The sequence below is a fragment of the Lentzea miocenica genome (assembly GCF_033949945.1).
Classification (GTDB): domain Bacteria; phylum Actinomycetota; class Actinomycetes; order Mycobacteriales; family Pseudonocardiaceae; genus Lentzea; species Lentzea miocenica.
Genome location: NZ_JAXAVW010000002.1, coordinates 150,673 through 170,963 on the forward strand (window position 1 = coordinate 150,673; position 20,291 = coordinate 170,963).

The 20,291-nt window shown below is 69.9% G+C and carries 17 protein-coding genes; 4 read left to right on the forward strand and 13 right to left on the reverse strand.

Translation table 11 applies throughout. The features are described 5' to 3' along the window. Window positions 1-2: 2 nt before the first annotated feature. Window positions 3-1,859: a discoidin domain-containing protein gene (locus tag SK803_RS03085; protein WP_319964179.1), complete on the reverse strand. Its 1,857-nt coding sequence runs from the start codon at window positions 1,857-1,859 to the stop codon at window positions 3-5. Between the two features lie 99 nt (window positions 1,860-1,958). Here SK803_RS03085 and SK803_RS03090 point away from each other — a divergent pair, with 99 nt between their 5' ends. Further along, the gene (locus tag SK803_RS03090; RefSeq protein WP_319964180.1) at window positions 1,959-2,963 is read left to right on the forward strand and encodes a LacI family DNA-binding transcriptional regulator; all 1,005 of its coding nucleotides are present in this window, start codon (window positions 1,959-1,961) and stop codon (window positions 2,961-2,963) included. On the opposite strand, the gene SK803_RS03095 is transcribed toward SK803_RS03090, so the two are convergent. From SK803_RS03095 to SK803_RS03115, 5 genes are all read right to left on the reverse strand, one after another. Then, window positions 2,960-3,415, reverse strand: coding sequence for a hypothetical protein (locus tag SK803_RS03095; protein ID WP_319964181.1), 456 nt, complete (start codon window positions 3,413-3,415; stop codon window positions 2,960-2,962). The genes SK803_RS03090 and SK803_RS03095 overlap by 4 nt on opposite strands. Before the next feature lie 40 nt (window positions 3,416-3,455). Continuing rightward, complete coding sequence (locus SK803_RS03100) at window positions 3,456-5,759, reverse strand: glycosyl hydrolase family 95 catalytic domain-containing protein (protein ID WP_319964182.1); 2,304 nt, start codon at window positions 5,757-5,759, stop codon at window positions 3,456-3,458. A gap of 242 nt (window positions 5,760-6,001) precedes the next feature. After that, on the reverse strand, window positions 6,002-8,125 hold the full coding sequence (locus tag SK803_RS03105) for a hypothetical protein (protein ID WP_319964183.1): 2,124 nt from the start codon (window positions 8,123-8,125) through the stop codon (window positions 6,002-6,004). 228 nt (window positions 8,126-8,353) lie between these two features. Next, window positions 8,354-8,839 (reverse strand): universal stress protein, encoded by a 486-nt coding sequence (locus SK803_RS03110; protein WP_319964184.1) that lies wholly within the window; start codon window positions 8,837-8,839, stop codon window positions 8,354-8,356. Between the two features lie 15 nt (window positions 8,840-8,854). Then, window positions 8,855-9,013 carry a hypothetical protein gene (locus SK803_RS03115; RefSeq protein WP_406601472.1) on the reverse strand — a complete coding sequence of 53 codons (159 nt, stop codon included), beginning with the start codon at window positions 9,011-9,013 and terminating at the stop codon, window positions 8,855-8,857. Between SK803_RS03115 and SK803_RS03120 the strand changes: the two genes are divergently transcribed. Further along, on the forward strand, window positions 9,008-9,241 hold the full coding sequence (locus SK803_RS03120) for a hypothetical protein (RefSeq protein ID WP_319964185.1): 234 nt from the start codon (window positions 9,008-9,010) through the stop codon (window positions 9,239-9,241). The two genes, SK803_RS03115 and SK803_RS03120, sit on opposite strands and share 6 nt — an antisense overlap. A 4-nt stretch (window positions 9,242-9,245) precedes the next feature. On the opposite strand, the gene SK803_RS03125 is transcribed toward SK803_RS03120, so the two are convergent. Beyond that, window positions 9,246-9,836 carry a short chain dehydrogenase gene (locus SK803_RS03125; RefSeq protein ID WP_319964186.1) on the reverse strand — a complete coding sequence of 197 codons (591 nt, stop codon included), beginning with the start codon at window positions 9,834-9,836 and terminating at the stop codon, window positions 9,246-9,248. 69 nt (window positions 9,837-9,905) lie between these two features. Between SK803_RS03125 and SK803_RS03130 the strand changes: the two genes are divergently transcribed. After that, complete coding sequence (locus tag SK803_RS03130; RefSeq protein WP_319964187.1) at window positions 9,906-10,757, forward strand: LysR family transcriptional regulator; 852 nt, start codon at window positions 9,906-9,908, stop codon at window positions 10,755-10,757. 60 nt (window positions 10,758-10,817) lie between these two features. Beyond that, window positions 10,818-11,390 (forward strand): CHAP domain-containing protein, encoded by a 573-nt coding sequence (locus SK803_RS03135; protein ID WP_319964188.1) that lies wholly within the window; start codon window positions 10,818-10,820, stop codon window positions 11,388-11,390. A 9-nt stretch (window positions 11,391-11,399) separates the two neighbouring features. Here SK803_RS03135 and SK803_RS03140 read toward each other — a convergent pair whose 3' ends face one another. From SK803_RS03140 to SK803_RS03165, 6 genes are read right to left on the reverse strand one after another with little or no spacing between them, the layout of a single operon-like run. Beyond that, complete coding sequence (locus tag SK803_RS03140; protein WP_319964189.1) at window positions 11,400-12,995, reverse strand: PucR family transcriptional regulator; 1,596 nt, start codon at window positions 12,993-12,995, stop codon at window positions 11,400-11,402. A gap of 52 nt (window positions 12,996-13,047) precedes the next feature. Continuing rightward, a complete protein-coding gene (gene menC / locus SK803_RS03145; protein WP_319964190.1) occupies window positions 13,048-14,145 on the reverse strand; it encodes an o-succinylbenzoate synthase in 1,098 nt (365 codons plus the stop codon). Further along, window positions 14,142-14,939: a GNAT family N-acetyltransferase gene (locus SK803_RS03150; RefSeq protein ID WP_319964191.1), complete on the reverse strand. Its 798-nt coding sequence runs from the start codon at window positions 14,937-14,939 to the stop codon at window positions 14,142-14,144. The genes menC and SK803_RS03150 overlap by 4 nt, the downstream gene beginning before the upstream one ends. Beyond that, window positions 14,936-16,012: a M20 family metallopeptidase gene (locus SK803_RS03155; RefSeq protein ID WP_319964192.1), complete on the reverse strand. Its 1,077-nt coding sequence runs from the start codon at window positions 16,010-16,012 to the stop codon at window positions 14,936-14,938. The genes SK803_RS03150 and SK803_RS03155 overlap by 4 nt, the downstream gene beginning before the upstream one ends. 1 nt (window position 16,013) lies before the next feature. Next, on the reverse strand, window positions 16,014-19,250 hold the full coding sequence (locus SK803_RS03160; RefSeq protein WP_319964193.1) for a serine hydrolase: 3,237 nt from the start codon (window positions 19,248-19,250) through the stop codon (window positions 16,014-16,016). Further along, on the reverse strand, window positions 19,247-20,284 hold the full coding sequence (locus SK803_RS03165; protein ID WP_319964194.1) for a dipeptidase: 1,038 nt from the start codon (window positions 20,282-20,284) through the stop codon (window positions 19,247-19,249). Before SK803_RS03165 ends, SK803_RS03160 begins: the two co-directional genes overlap by 4 nt. Window positions 20,285-20,291 lie beyond the last annotated feature (7 nt).

Here is a 20,291-nt window from a genome sequence, read left to right on the forward strand (position 1 = left end):
TTTCAGTTGTAGAGCCGGAAATCGGCGATGCTCCACCAGTTGCTCGCGGCACCGGTGGACGTGATGCGGACGTACCGCGCGCTGGTGCGGCGGACGTCGATGTTGGTCAGCTGGCCGACACCTCGGCCGGACGCGACAGGGCGCCAGGACGTGCCGTCGTCGCTGACCGAGAGCTCCCAGGTGCGGGCGTAGTCGCCCAGGTTGCCGCCGCTGTCGATCGCGACCCGGCGGAAGTCCTTGCGCCGCCCCAGATCCACCTGCAGGTACTGGCCGGGGGCCTGCGCGGCGTTGTTGGACCAGCGCGTCGAGGCGTCGTCGTCGATCGCGAGCGCGCCGTCAGGGGAGGCGGTCGCGCCGGTCAGCGGCACGAGGTCGAGCCTGCTCTTGTGCTGGGTGGTCCAGGTGAACGTCGCGAGTGCGCCGCCGGGCAGCGTGTACTCGAAGGTCCGGTTGCCGACGTTGACAGCGAACGTGCGCGGGTCGTCGTTCTCGTTGTGCACCACCAGAGCCGTGGAACCGTCCGGGTTGCGAAACGCGGCGTCCATGATCTGGCCGTTCCAGCCGGTGGTGCCGAACGACGTGCTGGCGATCCGGCGCGCTCCTGGCTTCACGAACTTCGACAGGTGCCCGATGGTGTAGTACTCGGCGTCGGTGACCACCGACCCGTCCGGCCGCACGGTGACCAGGCCGGTGCAGGTGCCGCAGCCGCCGTTGTGGGGGCCGCCGGTGCTGTCGAGCGCGATGTTCCAGTTCACCGCGCTGCGCGCCCAGTTGCGGGTGGTGCCGAGGACGACGTTGCGGGCGTGCCACCTCAGCGTGTCGCTGAAGACCTTGGCCGGCGGATCGGTGGCGCCCTTGGAACCCGAGCACTCGGTGAACCAGATCCCCTTGTCCGGGAAGGCGTTGTGCAACGCGGTCTGCGCGCTCGGGTCGCCGTAGTAGCAGTGGTAGGCGGTGCCGGCGAGCCATTTCGCGGCCTTGTCGCGCAGGATCTGGTACGGGTAGTCGGCTTCCGCCGTGCCGTCGTTGGGGTGCGTGGCCCAGTTGTGGTCGTAGCCCAGGATCTTCGTGCGGGGGCTGGCGATCCGCAGCTTCGGGCCGAGGGCCTCGATCACCTTCAGTTGTGCCGCGACGGGCATGTCCGTGCCGGGGTAGGCGTCCGGCTTGCGGTTCTGCGGCTCGTTCTGCACGGACAGGAAGTCGATCGGCACGCCTGCCTTCGCGTACGCCTGTACGAACTTCACCAGGTAACGCGCGTAGGCGTCGTAGATCCTGGGGTCGTCCTTGAGCTGACCGCCGACGAGTGAGTCGTTGGTCTTCATCCACGCCGGCTGGCTCCACGGCGTGGCCATGACCTTGAGCTTCGGGTTGAGCCGCTTCGCCTCCCGCAGCAACGGAAGGATCTTCGCCTCGTCGTGCGCGACGCTGAAGTGCTCGAGTGCGAAGTCGGTCTGCCCGGCCGGGACGTCGTCGTAGGTGTAGTGCTCCGCGGCGGCCGTGAAGTCGGACGAACCGACCGGCTGGCGCAGGAAGCTCACGCCGATGCCGCGCACCGGGTCGAACAGCTTGCGCATGGTGTCCGCGCGGACGGCGGGGGACAGGCCCGCGAGCACCTCCGCGGACGAGTCGGTGATCGACGCGCCGAACCCGTCGACGGTCTGATAACTCCGGTCCGGGTCGACCACGATCGTCGGATGCGTCGAGGGCGTGGTGCCGAACGCGACGCGCGGGCGTTCGTGCATCAACTCCACTCGGTCCGGCGTGGTGACCCACACGCTTGCTTCCGGCGCGCTGGACGCTTCAGCGGTCGGTACGGCGGTGAGGCCGAGGACCAGGGCCACGATCGCGGTTCGTCTCATGTAACACCCGTTCATCACTGTGAAACATCAGCTTTCAGGATGAAACACCCGGGCGTGGCGACGGTCAATGGTCTGGATGAGTTCCGGTACATTGACCTGGTGGAACGCCGGATCGAACACGTGAAACAGCGCGCGAGTCTCCGTGCCATCGCGGCGGAGACGGGTGTGTCGATCGCGACCGTCTCCCGTGTGCTGAACGATCACGTGAACGTGGCTCCACGGACCCGTGACCTGGTCCTTCAGGCCGTCGAACGGCATCGGCAGGAGACGCCCACGAAGCTCAGGACCGTGTACGTCCGCTGCCCGTACGTGCTCACCGACTACTTCGGCCTGATCGTCTCGTCCATCGCCGAGACGCTGAAGCTGCACGGCCTGCGCCTGCTGCTGGACGCGGGGGAGTCGGGCCAGCACAGCGACGCGCTCAAGGCGTTGCCGCGCCAGGCCGACGTGGACGCCGCGATCCTCATCCTGCCGCCGGAGGAAGGCGACGAGCTGGTCGCGCTGTCCCTGGAGGGCTTCCCGTTCGTCGTGGTCGATCCCCGCACCCCGCCGCCACCGGACATCGCCGCCGTCTCGGCCGCGCACTCGTCCGGGGCACGGGCCGTCGCGGACCACCTGATCAGCCTCGGGCACCGCGACATCGCCGTGATCGCCGGACCGGAGGAATGGCTGGCCGGCGACGCACGCCTGGCCGGACATCGCGCAGCGCTGTCGAAAGCCGGTGTCCTGCTGACGTCCGATCGCCTGCGGCACGTCGAACCCACGACCGCGCAGGGCAGGCAGGCGGCCGCCGAACTGCTGGATCTCACACCTCGCCCGACCGCGATCGTCTGTTTCAACGACAAAGTCGCGGTGGGCACGCTGCAGGCCGCCCGGGAACGGGGCCTGCGCGTGCCGGAAGACCTGTCCGTGGCGGGGTTCGACGACATCGACCTCGCCGAGGCGACCGATCCGCGGCTGACGACCGTGCGGCAACCGTTGCAGGAGATGGGAAGGATCGCCGTCGCTCAGTTGATGCGCGTGCTCGACGGCCACCGGCCGGAGGCGTTGCACATCGAGCTGGCGACGACGTTGATCGTCCGGGACTCGACCGCTGCTCTCTAGTGCAGCACGGCCCAGGTGTGAGCCGCGGGGTCGACGAGCACGGTGAGCCGTCCGCCCGGTTCGAGAGAGGTGCACTCCGCCTGGCCGCACCGGTGACGTGCCTGGAAACCACCGTCCCGCAACGGAATCCAAACCGTGAGCAGGTGGTAAACGGTGTCAGTCTCGTCGTACCGGGTGTTGTCGACGACCTCGCCGAGCACCTTGGTCCCGGCGGCGACCAACGCGGCGGTCTCCTGCGCGTCGCTTGCGGCGGAGGACCAGATCGCCAGCAGGAAGAGCACGGTGAACAGGATGCCCAGCTCCCACAGCACGATCGCCCACCACGGTTGATCGGAGAAGACCAGCGCGACCCCGCCCGCCAGCGCTGCGACGATCGAGACCCCGGCGAGCGCGCGTTGGACCTTCGCGGACTTCCGGCTGGTCAGGACGACTTCGGCAGGGTTCGCGGTCACCAGCCGATCTTAGAGCGCTGGTGACCACGAACCGGCTGGATCAGGGTCGGAGCGTGACCGACTGCCCCTTCCTCAGCTTGATCCGCTTCGACCAGCGGCCGAAGCGCACCTCGGTCTCGGTGCCACCGACGCTGCGCACGGTCACGCTGGTGACCTTGCCGTCGCGCCACGCCAGGTCGACGGAGAAGCCGCCACGGGCACCGATTCCGGTGACAGAGCCGGACTTCCACGCCGACGGCAGCGCGGGCAGCAGTTCGATCACACCCGGCCTGGCGTACAGCAGCATCTCCAGCATCGCCGCCGGAGCGCCGAGGTTCGCGTCGATCTGGAAGATCGAACGGTCGCCGAAGCTGTACATGTCGAAGAAGTTCGGCGCCGTGCCGTTCGCGTGGTCGATCGACGGCCGGATCACCTTGGTCAGCAGCTCGTAGGCGCGGTCCGCGTCCTTCAGCCGCGCCCAGCACGCCGCCCGCCACGCGAGACCCCAGCCGAAGCTCTCCATGCCGCGGGTGATCAGGTGCTGCTTCACCCCGTCCAGCAGCGCGGCGGGGGAGTCGTCGCGGTTGACGCGGTCACCGGGGAAGAAGCCGACCAGCGGCGACAGGTGCCGGTGGGTGGTCTCGCCGAGGTCGTCCGGCGACATCCACTCCTGCAGCATGCCGGTCTTCGGACTGACGACCGGGAGGTACAGGCGGTCGCGCAGCCCCGACATCTTGCGGCCGTACGCCTGGTCCCGCCGCAGCACGTCGGTCGCGGTCCGGTACTTGCCGAACAGGTTGTGCACCAGTTCCTGCGCGTACGTGATGCCGCGCGCGTCCTGCGGGCCGTGCTCGGGCGACCAGTCGTAGTCGTCGACCAGCCCCTGCGGGGTCTCGACCAGCCGTGCTTCCCAGAACTCGCAGGCGCCCTTGAGCAACGGGTAGATCTTGGCCAGGTAGTCGCGGTCGAGCGTGTATTCGTAGTGCTCGAACAACGACATGCACAGCCACGCGTTGCCGGCGGGGTGCCACCACCAGCCGCTGCCGCCGTAGATGTTGGTGGAGAAGGCGACCGCCCACCCGGCCACGCGGTTGTTGGTGTTGCGGAACCTGTTGCGCGGGTCCTGGAACACCGACTGCGTGGTGTTCGTCCACGCCGGCAGCTGTGCCACGCAGTAGTTCGCGAACGCCTCGAAGGTGTCGGACAGCGCGGCTCGGTCCGCGAGCCAGTAGTTCATCTGGATGTTGATGTCGGTGTGGTAGTCGCTGTACCAGTCGGGATTGTTGTTCGACAGCCACAGACCCTGCAGGTTGATCGGCAGGTTGTCGCGCGACCCGGTGATCGTGAGGTACCGGCCGAACTGGAGGTAGCTCGCCTCCAGCTCCGGGTCGGGCTGACCGCTCGACGCCCGGTTCTGCAGCCGTGCCCACGTGTCCAGCGCCCGCTGAGCGTCCGTCGACCTGCCGAGATCGACCTTCTGCCGGTCGTACTTCGCGCGGTAGTCGGCGACGTGGGTGCGCAGCAGGGAATCGCCCGTCGCGCGGACCTTCGCCTTGTCGAGCGCGATCCTGGCCGGCTCGACCAGCGGGTCGAGGAACCCGGCGGACGCGTCCGGGACGTAGTTCGTGCCGCCGGAGAACACGATCACCAGGTCCGAGCAGCCGGTGAACGACAGCGTGGCGCCCTCGACCTCGACCGTCCCATCAGGACTGAACGCGGTCACGACACCGCTGTACGCCAACCGGTTCGCGAACGAGCCGGTGAACAGCGCGGCGGTGTGCGGTGCGTCGCCGACGGACGGTTCGCCGTGCGCGCCGACCAGTGAGATCGTGCCGGTCTGGTTCGGGCCGACGAGCCGGACGATCACCACGTCGTCGGGGTGGCTCGAGTAGATCTCGCGGCGGTACTGCTTGCCGCCGTGCGTGTACCTCGTGGTGACGATGCCGTTGCTCAGGTCGAGCGCGCGGCGGTACCCGGTGGCACCGGCGTGGCCCGGCAGCTCGATGTAGAGCTTGGCCAGCAACGAGAACGTGCCGAAGTGCGTCGGGTCGTACGGCAGCTGGCCGTCGCCCTCCAGCGCGTCGTTGAGCTCGCCGGTCCACATCGTGACGTCGGTCAGGTACAGGAAGTCCTTCTCGACGCCACCGCCGACGAGCGCGCCGAGGCGCCCGTTGCCGATGGGCAGGCCCTGCTCGATGATCTTCGCCTCGTCGGCGGGAGCCGGGTACCAGAGGGTGGTGGGGTTGCTGTTCAGGGGATTTCCGCTCGGTCGCTGGGGTTCGGCGTGTGCGATGAAGGTCGGAAGGACCATGGCGCCCAGTCCCAGCGCGCCGGAGGCTTTGAGGAAATCGCGACGGGTGGTCATCGGTGGGCTCCAGCGGTGCCGGCGGACTCGGGGAGGGCGTGGCGGGTTGTCATTCGTGGTGTTCCGGCCGGGCCGGCGGTCTTGGGGAGGGTGTGGCGGGTTGTCATTCGTGGTGTTCCGGCCGGGCCGGCGGTCTTGGGGAGGGCGTGGCGGGTTGTCTTGCGTGGTGTTCCGGTCGGGTCGGCGGTCTTGGGGAGGGCGTGGCGGGTTGTCATGGGTTCGTGTTCCTTGCGCCAGGCGGGTCAGGGGGCGGTGAGCGTGGACACGTGCACGGTGTTGTCCGGACCGCGCACGGCGACCCAGGTCGACCCGTTCGCGCCCGCCGCCGCGCCGACCGCGCCGGTGAGCGCGTTGCTGACGAACTGGTCGCGCTTGAACCACCAGGTGCCCGCGCCGTCGACGAGGTCCTGCTGCCACAGCGTGTAGTCGCTGCCGCGGACGAAGACGTTGACCCGGTCGCCGTTGGCCACCGCCGTCGGGCTGCCGCTGATCACGCCGCCGAGCGAGGTCCACGCGGACCAGCCGTTCGCGGTGCGCCGGCGGTACCAGGCGGAGTCGTCCTGCAGCCGGACCGTGACGAACGTGCCGGCGGACACCGTCGCGGCGGACGGCCTGCCGTAGATCTGCTGGTTGCCGGGCGAGCCGACCGAGGTCCAGGTGCTGTTGTTCTTGTCGCGCGTCCACACGCGACCGTCGGCGCCGCGGCCGAACAGGCTCCAGCTGTCCGGTCCGGTGAACGCCACCGAGACCGAGTCGGTCAGGGTGCCGCCGAGCGACGTCCAGCCGCCCCACTTGTTGTTCGCGTAAGTCCGTTGGTAGGCCACGTTGTCGGTGCCGCGGACGAAGAGGTCGATCCGGCCGTTCGGGCTCGCGAACGCCGACGGCTGGCCGAGGATCTGGCCGTTCTTCGGGCCGCCGAGCGTGACCCAGGTGCGCCACTCGCCGTTGACCATCGACCGCTGCTGGAGCCGTCCGTACTTGTCGCGGGCGAACGCCGCCATGTTCTGGTCGTCCCACCGCACGAGCGCCGGGCTCGCCGAGGTCTCGCCACCGACGTCGGTGCCGGGCACAGCCGTTTCGCCACGCAGCTTCAGGAACGCGGTTCCGTGCGCGGGAACCGTGACGGTGTACTTCTCGGTCGCGGTGCCGCGGTCGGCGCGCGCCCGCAGGTCGCGGATGGAGACCGTGCCCTTGAGGCCGGTGTCCGCGAGGTTCACGGTGAACTCGGCGGGCTGGTCGTTGCGGTTGAGCACCGCGACGGCGCGTTCGCCCTTGCCGGACAACACCTTGCTGTACACGTCCACGTTGTTCGAGCCCGCGACCCGGACGCCCTGGATGGCCAGCGGGTCCTGGTCGACCGCTAGGATCTCCGGGTTCTTCAGCGTGTCGATCATCGACGGCGGCAGCGTGCGCGGGTCCGAACCGATGATCAGCGGCGAGGCCATGACCGACCACATGACGAGCTGGGAGGTCGACTCTTCCTCGTTCAGCTCGTACGTGCCCTGTTCCGTCCTGCGCATGGGGATCAGGTAGTCCGGGTCGTTGTAGTGGCCGGGCCCCTGCGCGGCGGGCCGGTACAGGTTCCGGTCCATGTTCCGGAGAACGTCACGCCAGATGCCCTCGTACGGCGTGCCGAACGCAACGTCCGTGCTGGTGCGCCACGAGTCACCGACGCGCGGGCCGTAGGTGTAGGCCACGTAAGCGGTCTGGTCCCACCGGTGCGGCACGCTCCACTCGTCGGTGACCGGGTTGCAGAGGTTGAGGATCATCTTGCGCCCGGCCTTCTGCACCGCCGCCGAGAACTGCGTGAAGGCGACCGCCGGGTCCATGTTCTGCGCGATGCCGCACAGGAAATCGATCTTGATGGCGTCGAACTTCCACCCGGCGAACTGCCTCGCGTCCGCCTCGTAGTACCCGCCACCGCTGCCGGCCGCGCAGTTCTTGCCGTCCGACGCACCGGCGTCGGTGTAGATGCCTGCCTTGAGACCCTTGTCGTGCAACGTGTCCACGAGCTTCGTGAACCCGGACGGGAACCGCGCGGGGTCGGGCAGCAGCGAGCCCTTCCCGTCCCGCGGCGGGCTGGCGTTCCACCCGCCGTCGATCCACACGATGTTGTAACCGGCCTTCGCCAGCCCGCTGCTGACGAGGAAGTCAGCGACCCCGAGCACTTTCTCCTCCGACGCCGCACCAACGGCGAAGTAGGAGTTCCACCCCATGTACGGGGTGCGTGCGATGCCGGAGTCGTAGTAGGTGGGCGCGCCCTGGTCGACACCCGCGTGTTCTGTCGGGGTGGTGGGCGCGGCGGCAGCGGTGGGCGCCAGCAGCGTCAAAGCGATGGTGGCCACGGTCAGCAGGGTTCTCGGCATTACCCGTACCTCTCGTCGTCGAGTGGCCACAGCATGCGTGGGTCACCCGAGCGCGTCAAGAATAAATACTAAATTAAGTTTAGTAATCCCTGCGCCCGCGCATACCGTAGCAGTGCTCCGACCTATGGCAACGGATCGAGGTGGATGCCGTTCGGTCTACTGCTGGTAGAGAGCTGGAGAGCGCTCCCGCCTGCCGAGGGTGGGAGCGTTGTCGTCCGAGGTGTTGCCTCAGGGGATCACGAGCACTGGCCAGTGGCCCGACCTGATCAGCCGAGTCGCGACAGACCCCGCGAACCGGTGTCCCGCCTGCCGCGACGCCCCGACCACCACCATGTCGGCCTGGCACTGGTCGGCCGAGTCCCGCAGGGTCGTGTACGGATCGCCGAACGTCTTCACGAACGTCACCGGCACGTCCAGTTCCTCCGCCGCCGAGCGGATCTGGTCGCGCAGCTCGGCGTGCAGCCGCACGGTCGCCTCGTGCTCGAGCACCGACGCCACCGCCGGGCTCAGCGCGGCCAGTGACGAGTGGCAGGCCACGAAGGTGACGACCAGCCGCGCGCCCTGGCGGCGGGCCATGCCGAACGCGAAGGCCGCCGCCCGCATCGCGGTGTCCGAGCCGTCCACGCCCGCCAGGATGGTGCGCGCGGCCGGTTCCGGGCGGGGGCCGTACGAGTCCACTGTGGATTCGAAGACGTTGACGTCCGTGCCGCTCATGATGGGCCCCCTGGTCTAGCGCACTGCCGCGGTGTCCGTTTCCTTCTTCTCCAAGTCGATCGTGGTGCGCAGGGTGATCGGCTTGAGGAGCAGTGCAGCGATGACGCCGACGACGCCGACCGCCGCGGAGATCAGGAAGATGTGCGCCGTCGCGTCGCCGTAGACGGTGTGCACGATGGTCTGCACCTGCGGCGGCAGGGCGACCAGGTCGCGCTCGAACGCGACCTGACCGCCGTGCTGATCCTGCGCGAACCGGACGCCGAGATCGCCCGGCTGATGGCGGCGACGTTCCTGGCCACCGTGCGCACCGGGATCGCGCTGTGGCTGGAGGGCGCGGGGGAGCAGCAGCTGCCCGACCTCGTCGACCGCCTGCTCAGCCGCGTGCGGGTGCAGGGAACGTAGGGGTTCAGGGGGTGTAGATCTGCCCGGTCTGCCGTCCCTCGATCGACCGGACGTAGGCTTGCGCGACGTCGGCCAGCGGCACCGGCTTCATGCCGGGGAAGAAGTCGCCGTAGACGTCGAGCGACTCGGTGAAGACCGTCGGGCTGACCGCGTTGATGCGCAGCGGTGCGATCTCGATGGCCGCGGCGCGCACGAACGCCTCGACCGCGCCGTTCGCCAGTGAGGCCGCGGCGCCGGTGACGACCGGTTCGCGCGTGAGCACGCCGGTGATCAGCGTGAACGACCCGGTGACGTGCGTGAGCCCTTCCTTGACCAGCGCGACCTGGGACAGGACCTTGCCGGTCACCGCGTCCTGGTAGTCCTGGATCGTGAGCTCTTCGATCGGCCGCCACGGAACGCTGCCGGCCGCGCTGGCCACGGCGTCCACCTGGCCGACGGTCTTGTACAGGTCGGCCACCTGGGCCGGGTCGGTCACGTCGTACTGGAGGTCGCCTCCACTTCGGGCGACGGTCACGACGTCGTGCTTGCGTGCGACGAGCTCCTGGTGCACGGCGGTGCCCAGCGTGCCGGTGGCTCCTACGAGCAGAATCCTCATGCCGTTGACGCTAGGCGCGCGATCAGTGGCTGTGAAATGCCGTTCGTGCAGCACTTATAATCAGCGGTCATGAATGTCGAGCTGCGGCACCTGCGGGCACTCGCCGCGATCGGGGACCACCGGTCGATCACCGCGGCCGCACAGGCGTTGCACGTCACGCAGCCCGCTCTCTCGCGCACGCTCGAGCAACTGGAACGCCGTCTGGGTGTGCTCCTGGTCGAACGGACCACGCGCCACGTCGCCCTGACCGACGCCGGGCACCGGCTGTGGGAGCACAGCCACCGCATCCTCACCTCGCTCGACACCGCCCTGGCCGAGGCCGTCCAGCCGCAACCCCTGCGCATGACCTTCGCCTGGGCCGCGCTCGGCCGGTTCACCATCCCGTTCCTGCGCTCGTGGCGGGCGGAACACCCGGACGTGCTCGTGCGCATCCGGCAGGCCGACGACCCGGAAGCAGCGCTGCGGCGCGGTGAGGCGGACATCGCGGTCCTGCGCACCGAACCCGCCGAAGCAGGCATCGACCACGTGGCGTTGATCGAGGAACCCCGCGTCGCGGCGATCGCGGACGATCATCCGTTGGCGAGCCGCGACGCACTTGTGCTCGACGACCTGGTCAACGAATGCGTCGCCGTGTGCGAAACGGCCGCGACGACCTCCGCTGACCTGTGGCCGTCCGGCGCCCGCCCGCGCACCGTGGACGTGCCCGGCGTGGTCGAGTGGCTGACGTCGATCGCGACCGGGACGACGGTCGGCGTGACGGCGGCCGGCACGGTTCATCACCACCCGCACCCCGGCATCACCTACCTGCCGCTGACCGACGCCGAACCGATCACCGTGCACCTGGCATGGCCGTCACCCGCCGCGCATCCGTCGACGGCGGCGTTCGTCGCGCTGGCTCGGCAGCACCTCCACCGCGCGTAACGCGCTGCTCCAGACGGCCGACATATCCGCCGCACGGTCGGCCGTTCAAGGGAGAACACCATGCCGGAGCACTCCGTCGCCGATGTGGAGCCGCTGTTCGACGCCGTCCAGGAGCGTCCGCACGCCGACCTCTTCGCCGGCGTCCCCGAGGCCGAAGTGCCCGATGTCGCCGCGGAACCCTTGTGGCCCGCGGTCGCCGCGGCCGTTGATCCACGCGTCGCCGAAGCCCTTCGCTATGCGGGCGCGGAGTTGCGGCGCGGGGTGTGCGAGACCGGTGACAACGGCGGTGTCCCGTACACGCGGTACGTCCAGTGGTTCGGCAGCAACCTGCCGCGCGGCCCGTGGTGTGCGTACTTCGTCTCCTGGTGCTGGGACAACGCGACGGATCGCAACCGTCGCGTGCCGTGGCCGAACCCCGGCTGGGTCGAATCGGTGCGCGGATGGGCGTCGGCACACGGAAAGCTGGTCAACCGGCCGCGCCAGGGTGACTTGTTCGGCGAGGGCGGCGCGCACATCGGGTGGGTGTTGTCGGTCAACGGCAGCGGTTTCACCACCATCGAAGGCAACGCTTCCGACTGCGTGCGCAGCTATCAACGTTCGACGGGCGGATTGTGGTTCGCGCGAATCGCCTAGCGAATCACGCTAGCGGTCGTCCGGCCGCCACAACCGCAGCTGGAGCATCGCCGCGAACCGTGCGTCCGGGTCGCTGAGATCGATCTCCCCGACCTCGGACAACCTCCGCAGCCGATAGCGGAACGTGTTGGGGTGCACGAAAACCGCAGCCGACGCGGCCGCCACGTCCCCGAACGCGTCCAGCCACGCGTTGAGCGTCTCCACCAGGCAGCTGCTGTGCTTGCGGTCGTACGCGATCAGCCGCGCGACCGGTCCGCTCAACGTGTCACCGCGCTCGGCGATCAGATCCGACAGCTCCAGCAACAACCCCTCACTGTGCACATCGGACACTCGCGCCACCGAGTGCCGCGCACGACCCGCGCGCAACACGCGCAGCACGAGGTCGGCGCCCGTCCGGGAGCGTGAGAGCGTCAGCCCGTCCGCCACCTGCCCGACGCCCACGAGCACGTGGTTCCCGATGCGGCCGCGGAAGTCCGTGGCGATGCGCAACGCCCGGTCCTCCGACTCCGCGGGCAGGATCGCGTAGGCGACGTCACCGATCAGCGCGGCGGCGGCACGTGGGTGCACGGCGGTCAGGTGCATGGCGAACGCGTCCGCGATCTGCTGCCGTTCGGCGAGCAGGCGGGCGTGGCCGGCGGGATCGTCGCCGTGCGAGTGGGCCAGTGCCAGCGCGAGGACCACACAGGACTGGTCCGCCAGCCCGAGCCGCCGCACGGCCTCCGCCGCGCCCGCCCCGCCTTCCACCGCGGTGGAGACGAGGTCGGCGCGGAGCCTGCGTTCGACGTCGGCGCCCGCCCGTTGGCGCATCATGTGCAACGCCACGAGCTTGGCCGCGTCGCAGAACGCCTGTGACCGGTCGGCGGCCAGCGGTTTGCGGACCGCCGCCCAGATCGAGCCGAGGAACTCGTCGCCCGCGCGCACCGCCACCGCGACCCTGGGCAGGCACAGGGTGCCGTCGTCGGCGGGCAGGCCCTCGATGTAGACGGGTTGATCGCTGCGGTAGAGCTGCTGGAACACCCCGCGCGCCTCCAGCATCTGGGAGTAGCGCGCGGGCACCTGCCTGCCGAGGATCGTCTCGACGCGGGACGAGTCGGCCTCGTGCTGGCGGCCGGAGAAGGCGAGGACGCGCGAGCTGCGGTCCTCGATCGTCACCGGCGCGGAGATCAGCGACGCCACGGCGTTGGCCAGCGCGAACAGGTCGCCGGCCGGCACGCCGCCGAGCGTCTCGGACGGGTCCACCTCGCCCTCGGCCAGCAACGACCGGAGCATCGCGGCGAGCTGGGTCCACGACGCGCCAGGTGCCAGGCCGAGCAGCGCCACGCCGGACCGGTCGACGGCGTCCGCGATGTCGTCGGTGACCTCGACCGGGCCGCGGACGACCAGGCCCGCGGCCCCGTGCTTGCCGAGTTCGCCGAGGATCTCCGCCGGTTCCCGCACGCCGACGCCCAGCACCAGCGCGGACGGCGGCAGCACCTGGTCGTCGTCCGGGTCGTGGATCACCACGCCACCGATGTCGACGGCCGTTGCCGGATCGCCGCGGACCAGGTCGATCAGCGTGGTGCCGAGGTCGTCCAGGACGCGGGCGAGGCCTGTTCGCGGACTCATGCCACCACCCTGCCAACCGTCTACAGAGGAATCCAGCGGGGACGCGGGCCGGTCACACCGGAATCCACTCCGTCTTCACGGTAACGGCGTCCAGCACGTCCGGCAGCGGCGTCACGCCCAGCCCCGGCCCGGTCGGCACCGCGAGATGCCCGTCGTCCAGCACGAACGGCTCGGTGACGTCCATCGCGTAGTACCGGTCAGAAGCCGAAGTGTCGCCGGGCAGCGTGCACCCCGGCAACGCCGCCAGCGCCACGTTCGCTGCCCGGCCGATGCCCGTTTCGAGCATCCCGCCGCACCACACCGCGATCCCGTGCGCCGCGCAGACGTCGTGGATGCGCCGTGCCTCCAGATAACCGCCGACGCGTCCGGGCTTGATGTTGACGATCTGGCAGGCGCCGAGCTTGATCGCGTCGGCGGCCGAGCGGGCCGAGGTGATCGACTCGTCCAGGCAGATCGGCGTCTTGACCACCTTCGCGAGTTCGGCGTGCGCCAGGACGTCCTCCTCGTCCAGCGGCTGTTCGATCAGCAGCAGGTCGAACGGGTCGAGCCGGGCCAGGTGCCGGGCGTCGGCAAGGGTGTAGGCGGTGTTGGCGTCGACCTGCAGCGGGACGTCGGCGAACCGTTCGCGGACCGCGCGCACCGCCTCGACGTCCCAGCCGGGCTCGATCTTCAGCTTGATCCGGACGTAGCCCTCGTCGACGTAGCCGCCGACCGCGTCAAGGAGTTCGGGGATCGAGTTCATGATCCCGACCGACACCCCGCAGGGCACGCGGTCGCGGGTAGCGCCCAGCTCACGGCCGAACGACACGCCACGCGCGCGCAGTTCGGCGTCGAGCACGGCCATCTCCAGCGCGCCCTTGGCCATCCGGTGCCCGCGGAACCGAGCCAGTCGCGGCGCCACCGACACCCCGTCGACAGGTCCGGTCAGGGCCGGGATCAGGAACCGCCGCAGCACGTCCGCGCAGCCCTCCAGGTACTCGGACGAGTACACCGGGTCGGCCATCGCGACGCACTCGCCCCAGCCCTCGCTCTCGTCCGTGACGGCACGCAGCAGCATCAGCATGCGCACGGTCTGGGTGCCGAACGAAGTCCGGAACGGCGACTTCAACGGCATCTCGACCCAGCGGAGCTCGACCCCGGTCAGCTTCACGACTCGTTCCTCTCCACGACGTACCACCCGGACCTGTCGAACCCGGTCACGCGGGCGCCCGCGGCGAGCAGCCCGCCGAGCACGTCCCGCACCGCGTAACGCCACTCGCTCGCCGCGGCCGGGTTCGTGGCCCGCAGCGTCTCGATGTCCGGCGGCACCGCGACCAGCACGGTCTGACCGGTGGCAACTCCCCGCAGCGGCATCCCGTCGTCGGAGATCCCCAACGCGACGGCGCCCCTCGCGGCGACCACTCGCGGTTGCCCCGAGCACGCGGCGACCACCTCGGGTGCCGAGACGCGCCAGCTGATCAGCAGCCGGTCGCTCTCGCCGCCGCCGTTGATGTCGTCGTGCATGTGGCCGTAGAAGTCGGGCAGGTACTCCGTCGCGTCGGCGCCGAGCTTGCCCAGGTTGAAGTAGGCGTTGCGGCGCACCAGCGGGTCGAACGTCCAGGTGACCTCGCTCAGCCCGCGTTCGAGCGCCCACGCCCGTTGGTCGAGCTTCAACGCGTAGCCGACGTTGCGGCCCCGCGCGCCCGCCGCGACCCCGGCGATGTGGCTGTGCAACGTGCCGAGAGCGGGCGGCGAGCAGAACCCGATGCACGCACCGATCAGGTTGGAGCCGTCGAACGCGCCCGCGACGTAGCTGCCCGCCTTGGTCATCGCCCGCAACAGCTCGGCGGTGACCGGGGGAGTGTTGCCGTTCGTTCGCCAGATCGACTCATACAGCTGTTGCGTGGCAACGAGTTCATCGACAGCAACGAGCTGACGGACGACGACCTGCGTCACGACTGTCATGTCAGCTCCCTCACCAGAGCGGCCAGCAGCGTGGTGCGCGGCACGAGTTCCGACACCAGCACGTGCTCGCTCTCCGCGTGCGCTCCACCGCCGACCGCGCCGAGCCCGTCGAGCGTCGGAACTCCCACTCCCGCGGTGAAGTTGCCGTCGGACGCCCCGCCGACCGCGGCCGAGGACAGGCCGAGGCCCATCTCCGCGGCTATGCCCGACGCCAGGTCGAACAGCGCGGCGGACATCTCCAGCTCCATCGGCGCGCGGTTCGGGCCGCCGGTCACCTCGATCTTCGCCCCGTCGAGCACCGGCTGGAGCGCGCGCATCGCCTCGTCGACCCGCAGTTGCTCGGCGAGGTTCCGCACACGCACGTCCACCATGAACCTCCCTTGCGCGGCAACGGTGTTCGTCGTCGTGCCGGAGGACAACACGGTTGGCGTGACGGTCGTGCCGGCGGCAACGTCACCCAGCCTCGCGACGGCCAGAACCTGGTGCGCTGCCTCGATCGTCGCGCTGACACCGCGTTCGGGCTCAAGCCCGGCGTGGGCCGCACGGCCGTGCAGGATGACCTCGTACATGGACGTGCCCTTGCGCTCGGTCTTCAACGCGCCGCCGTCCGCCGACCCCTCGGTGACCAGCACGGCCGCGTGCTCCCGCGCCTCCGTCTCGATCAGCCCGCGCGACGACGGCGACCCGATCTCCTCGTCGCCGGTGACCAGAACCGTGACGCCGTCCGGGGAATCCAGCGACGCCACGGCGTGGAAGATCATCGCCAGCCCGGTCTTCATGTCGAAGCAGCCGGGCCCGCGCAGCACGCCGTCGCGCACCTCGAACGGAATCCGCGCGAGCGACCCGATCGGCCACACCGTGTCGTGGTGCCCGAGCAGCAACACCTTGCGCGGCCCCGAGCCCAGCCGCCAGCGCAGGTGCGTGCGGCCGTCGAGCACGATCCGTTCCGGCGGCGCGCCGAGCAGCGCCGCGCCCACCTCGGCGGTGACGTCCGCGCTGCGGGCGACCGCCGCCAGGTCGGTGGACGGCGACTCGCAGGTCACGAGCCGCTCGATGTCGTGGAGCAGGGTCATTTCAGGACACCTTCGGCGTGGCGCGGACACCCATGTGCACGTACTGCTCACCGGTGGGCAACGCGTAGAACACGAGAGAGCCCCAGCTCTCCTTCTCCGACATCCGGTACAGGAACAGCGAGTCGTCGACCGGCACGAGGTCGATCTCCGGCGGATCGGGCACGAGTCCCGCCAGCGGACCGGTGGCCGTCATCTTCAGCCGCAGCCCGTTCTCGCCCTCGGTGATGTCGAGGATCGCGGAAGCCCTTTCGTAGCGCCCGGTGTAGCGCGCGTGGTCCACGGCGGGCGGCTCGGCGGCCGGCTCCAGCAGGGCGGGCGTGGCGACGCCGGCCAGTTCGGCGAAGATCTCCCGGTACAGGTCCAGGTACAGCTCGCGCGCGCCGTCGCCGTTGGTCAGCAACGTGACCGCGAGGCCGTGCTCCGGCAGCAGGCGCAGGAACGCGGACTGCCCGATGGTGTTGCCGTCGTGGCCGATCAGCCGCTGCCCGTCCCACCCGAACCGGATCCAGCCGATGCCCCACGAGTCGCCCAGCGTGTTCGGGTCGGGCACGTCGGTCTGCTTCTCGGTCATGGCCCGCGCGGACGCCTCCGACAGCACCCGCGTGCCGTCCGGTGCCAGCCCGCCGTCGAGATGCATCCGGGCGAACGCCAGCACGTCCTCGGTGGTCGAGAAGATCGTTCCGGCGGGGCCGACCGAGCGCGGCAGCGTCCAGACCGGTGCCGGCTGCTTCTTCTCGTCCTGCGTGACGTGGCCGACGGCGGCGCGGTGCAGCAGCGCCTCCTCCGGCAGGGTGCCGGTGCGGGTGAGACCGAGCGGGGCGAAGAGCTTCTCCCGCATCGCCGCGTCCCACGTGCTGCCGGTGAGCTTCTCGATCACCCGGCCGGCCAGCACGAAACCGGAGTTGGAGTAGGAGAACGTCGCGCCGAGCGGGTGGTTCTGCCTGGCCTCGACGAGCAGCTCGGTGTAGCGCTCCAGGCAGTCGTCGCCGCGGCCGGTGTCGGTGAAGATGTCACCGTCGATGCCGCTGGTGTGCGTGAGCAGGTGCCGCATCGTCACCTTCTGCGTGACCACGGGATCCGCGAGCTTCAACTCGGGCAGCACGTCGGTGATCGGCGCGTCGAGGTCGAGCAGGCCCTCGTCGACGAGTCGCATCACCACGGTCGTCGTCCACACCTTGCCGATCGAGCCGATCTGGAAGACCGAGTCGTCGGTGACCTCGACACCGGTCGCCGTGTTCAGCACCCCGTGGTGCGCCTGGACGATCTCGCCGTCCTTGAGGATGCCGAGCGCCGCGCCGGGGAGTCCGTGCTTCGTGGCGAGCGCGGAAAGCCTGCGCTGCCAATGCTTCGCGTCCAGCGGTACGCGCTTTTCCGCGTGCTCGCGCACCCAGTCGACGACGCGGCGGTTGAAGTCCTCGCGGTGCGACGGCTTGCCGCTGAGGATGAACAGGTGCGACTCGTCGGGGTACAGCACCAGCTTGGCCGGCACGTCGTTCTGGCGCAGTGCCATGAACCACTGCTCGGCCTGGCCGACCGGGCACCTGTCGTCGGCGGCGCCCTGGTAGATCAGCGTGGGCGTGCGGACCTGGTCGACGAGCGTCAGCGGGGACAGTTCGGCGATGTGCTCGCCGGGGCCGCCCAGTTCCAGCTCGGTCAGGTAGCGGCCGCCGTCGGACGTGCCGGCCATGCTGCTCAGGTCGCTGACCACACCACCGGCGACCGCGGCGGCGAACCTGTCGTCGCGGCTGGTCAGGTAGCACGTCATGAAGCCGCCGTAGCTGTAGCCGGTGACGGTCAGCTTGTCCGGGTCGGCGAGTTCCTCCGCCACGAGCTGGTCGAGCGGCTCCAGGAAGTCCTTGGCGTCGGCCTTGCCCCACGCGCCGAGCGCCGCCGTGTAGAAGTCCTCGCCGTAGCCGTCGCTGCCGCGCGGGTTGAGGAGCAGGATCGCCCAGCCCTGTTCGGCCAGCACCTGGTGGTAGAGGTGGATCGGGTCCGCGGTGCCGTTCCACGCGTTGTGCGGGCCGCCGTGGATGTCCAGCAGCAGCGGCAACGGGCCGGTGCGGGCGGGGTCGCGGACCAGCCAGCCGTGCACGACCGTGCCGTCCGAGATGGTGAACTCGCGCTCTTCGCGGACGAACAGCTTGGTCCTGTTGTGTTCGGTGTGGACGGTCACGTCGCCGCTCGTGAGGTCGACCGTGGCGATCTCGCCGTACGACGTGGGGCTGCTCAGCACGATCGCGGCGACGCCGTTGCCCACCGAAAGCCCTGACACGACACGGGAATCGCCGCCGAGAACGAGTCGCGGCCCGTCACCTTCGAGGTCTGCCGCGTACAGCTGGGTGCAGCCGCGGTCGCGTGCGCAGAACAGCACGGTGCGGCCGTCCGCGGTGAGGGTGGGGAGGCCGCCGGGGTAGCCGGACATGCCGGGCATGACGTTGCGGTCCAGCGCGACCGAGAGGTTGCGCACCTCACCGTCGAACGGGATGTGCAGCAGGCTGAAGTGCCCGCTGTCCGCGCTGGTCCGGCCGGTGACGAGCAACCCGTCCGCGGCCCAGGTGACGGTCGCGACCTGACCCTCCGCGAGCCCGACGAGCTCAGGCTTTCCGCGGCCGGCGACGTCGACGACGTGGACCGGCACCCGGAAGGTCAGGTCGGCGTCCTCGTCCAGCGCTCCCGGGAACGCGAGCTTGGTGCCGTCCGGTGACCACGCGGGCGAACCGGCGTGCCAGTCGCCGTCCGTGATCTGCTTGACCTCACCGCTTTCCAGGTCGAGCACGTGCAGGTGGGCGCGGACGGAACGCAGGTAGCCGGAGCCGTCGGACTTGTAGTCGAGGCGATCCGTGACGATCGGCGCCTTGGCGTCCGCGATGTCGACGGGCGCGGAGAACGCGAGCTTCGTGCCGTCTTCGCTCCACACCGGCGCACCCGCACCGAGCGGCAACGACGTCACCTGCTCCGGCTCGCCCCCGTCGGCGGGCAGCAGCCAGACCTGCGGCGGACCGTCCTGGGCGCGCAGGAACGCGATGCGGCTGCCGTCCGGTGACCACGCCGGAGCCTGGTCGGACTTCCCTCTGGTCAGCTGCTTCGGCTTGTCGTCCGCGATCCGCCACAGCGCCCGTTCGTCGCGGTCGTCCTCGCGGTCCGTCGTGCGCAACACGTAGACGATCTCGGTGCTGTCCGGCGAGATCGCGGGCTGCTCCGGCAGCGCGAAGCCGTACAGGTCCTCGATGGTGGTCACGATGCGGATCCCCTCGTCAGCTCGGAACGGAACAGGTCGAGCACGTTCTGGCCCAGCACCAGGGCGATGTCGTCGTCCGGCCAGCCGCGCTTCCGCAGTGCCTCAGTGACCAGCGGCAACCCGGCCGGGCCCTCCAACCCTGGCAGGAACTGGTCCGTGGGCACGCCTTCGATGAACTGGGCTTCACAGCACGGCGGCGTGACGTCCTCGAGGACCTCTTTGACGAAGTCCGGGCCGAGGCCGACGTGCCGCACGCCCATGACGCCCGCGATGTGCTCGATGTGGTCGATCAACCGCTCGATGCGGAAGTCGGACTCGTGCAGGAACGGCGCGAAGAAGTTCACGCACACCACGCCACCGTTGTCCGCGATGCCTTTCAGCTGCGCGTCCGTCAGGTTGCGGTGGTGGTCGCGCAACGCCCGTGCCGACGAGTGCGTCGCCATCACCGGACGGGTCGCCATCTCCAGCACGTGGTCGACGCCGGCCGCGCTCAGGTGGCTGACGTCGAAGATCATGCCGAGGCGTTCCATCTCGGCGAACGCGGCGACGCCCGCCCTGGTGAGCCTGCTGCCGGTGGCGTCCTCGCCGCTGCCGTCGGCCAATGCCGTGCGGCCGAAGTGCGCGAGCGAGGCGATGCGCACCCCGAGCCGGTACAGGGTTTCCAGCAGTTCGACGTCTTCACCGACGCCCGGCGCGCTCTCCAGGGCCAGCACGAGCGCGATGCGGTCGTCGGCGAGCGCGGCGTCGATGTCGGTGCCGTTGAGGCAGAGCCGCACGGTGTCCGGGTTGCCCTCTGCGACGCGGTGGGCGGCCTCGATCATCCGGAGCGTCTGCCGCAGCGCGCCTTCCGGCCGGAACACGTCGTCGATGAACACCGGCAGCACCTGCAGGTTCACCCCGCCCGCGTGCAGCTGCGGCAACCACTGCTCGCGGAAGTGCGGCACCCACCGCTCGACTGGCCGATGCGCGATCGCGTCCAGCAGGTCGTTGTGCGTGTCCGCGACAACGCTGCGCCCGTGCAGGTCGTCGATCATGAAGCCT